This window comes from Candidatus Cryosericum odellii (genome assembly GCF_003570935.1).
In the GTDB taxonomy this organism is placed as follows: domain Bacteria; phylum Caldisericota; class Caldisericia; order Cryosericales; family Cryosericaceae; genus Cryosericum; species Cryosericum odellii.
In genome coordinates this window covers 5,752-7,753 of the sequence record NZ_QXIU01000005.1, presented here as the reverse complement: position 1 = coordinate 7,753, position 2,002 = coordinate 5,752, and the positions used below count along the sequence as shown (strand labels likewise).

General features: G+C 56.8%; 2 protein-coding genes. Both read left to right on the top strand.

All coding sequences use genetic code 11. The features are described from left to right. A partial coding sequence (locus tag SMC5_RS10525; protein ID WP_165848885.1) for an ATP-dependent DNA helicase occupies positions 1-1,470 on the top strand: 1,470 nt, incomplete at its 5' end. Positions 1,471-1,541: 71 nt separating this feature from the next. Next, positions 1,542-2,002, top strand: a 461-nt coding sequence (locus SMC5_RS00200) for a carcinine hydrolase/isopenicillin-N N-acyltransferase family protein (RefSeq protein WP_207798893.1), incomplete at its 3' end; no start/stop codon positions are given.

The window sequence follows — 2,002 nt, the reverse complement described above, 5'->3', positions numbered from 1 at the left end:
ATCCCGGGCATGCCGTTGTTCCTGAAGAAGTCCCGCCTTGTCAATCACATATCCGCAGCTCACTGCCAGCTCGAGTCGAGCTGTCCGTTTCATGATGTGTGTCCCGTCCGGGAATCGCTGGCCCGTGCACGTGTCGCCCACCTCCATGTAACCGACCTCGCCGAGGCACCACATGTATTCCATGAACTTGGCGAGTCGACACCGGTCCTGGTCTCTTCACCTGAAACTGAGAAACTCATGAGTGACGTACTCGACGTACCTGAGGTACAGGTCACCTCGATCATGTTGCGCATTATCGCCGGTGTTGCAGGCGAACGAGACGAAGTTCCAGGTCTTGCTATTGTGGCCAGCCTTGCTACACGCGCCGGGACCCTTCTCGAGGAGCTCTACCTGCATGTGACTCATCAGGAAAACGCTGGGGTCCGAGGGCGCATCGCGATCGGCGAAACGCTCTGGTCTGCCAGCGAGTTCGCAGCGCTCAGATCCACGGCAGACGCAATGGTGGAGGCCTTCGCGAACGCAGGGGAGACATTGCCCGCTACGATGCGAATGGCATACCTGACGCAATGTCGTGATCTTGCTTCTGTTCTGAACAATGCAGACAACCCTGCCTACGCCGTATGGATGGAACGTCAGGGTCAGGAGATCATGCTGGCGAGTACCAGGACGGTCCTTGCCTCACGCATCCGGGCGTACAACGCCCACGTCCAGTTCCTCCTCGCTGGAACGAGCGTATGTCCTGCTGGTGACCAGCGGTTTCTGCCCGAGACATTCGGCCTCACAGGTTCCGAGGCTCCCGTCGTTGTCGTCGACCGTGAGCTGGAAGGCCCTCGCATCCCCACGTTCGTGACACTGCATCTGCCAAAGCCAAACGAGTCCGGATTTGAAAAGAACGGCGCCCGTCTCATTGCCGAAACGATGAGACGCTTTCCCGGAAAAGCAATGGTCGCCTCGAACTCTCTCGAGACATTGCACCGCATGCAGTCGTTTCTTGCACGCGAACCTGGACTGGCCGAATACAGCCTGCTGCTTCCCAAGAATGGGCACACACGTACGCAGCTCCTGGAACAGTTTACCGGCCAGAACAAAGCCATTCTGCTCATTCCGTTCGACTACCTGAGCTTCGGCGACATCATATCGGCGAAGTTCCTGTTTGTCACCAAGCTGCAGTTTCCCAACTCGTTCCTTCCAACGGTGACGCGCCTTAAACAAGCGCTCAAAGAGAAGCGGGGTGATGCCTTCCGGCAGTTCGACCTGCCCTATGCACTTGCCCTGCTGCAATACACACTGCACCAGATGGATCCGCACACCCTGCGAAGTGTCTTCATGCTGGACAACCGGAGTTTCAGTTCAGCCTACGCAGATCGTATCCGGACTGTCCTGCCGACGCCATCGCTGTTTCTGCCTATGGAAAACCAGGAGAGCCTCTTGCAGCATCTCGACCGGTGGATACGCAACCAGACTCTTTGAAGCATTCGTCAGGCCTCATAGGAGAACCACATCTCGGCGTCCGGCAACTATAGTAGTGAAGGAGACTCGTGATGTGTGATACACTTGTAGTTCTTGCTCCAATGACACTGAATGGCCATACGATGCTGGCAAAAAACAGCGACCGCGAACCGAACGAGGCCCAGCTCCTGACAGTTTTGCCACACAGAACTCACCGCGAGCCGAGACTCAAGACAACCTACATCGACGTCGATCAGGTGCGGGAAACGAACGCCGTCCTGCTCTGCAGACCTTTCTGGATGTGGGGTGCCGAGATGGGCGTCAACGAGTATGGTGTCGCCATTGGCAATGAGGCGGTCTTCACCCGTGGGGGATACAGCAAAACGGGACTGACCGGCATGGACTTGCTCAGGCTGGCTCTGGAACGCTGTGACAGTGCTCGCTCAGCCGTGGATATGATCATAACGCTGCTGGAACAATATGGCCAGGGTGGCAACTGTGGCTTCACCAAGCAGTTCTTCTACAACAACAGCTTCCTGGTCGCTGATACGAC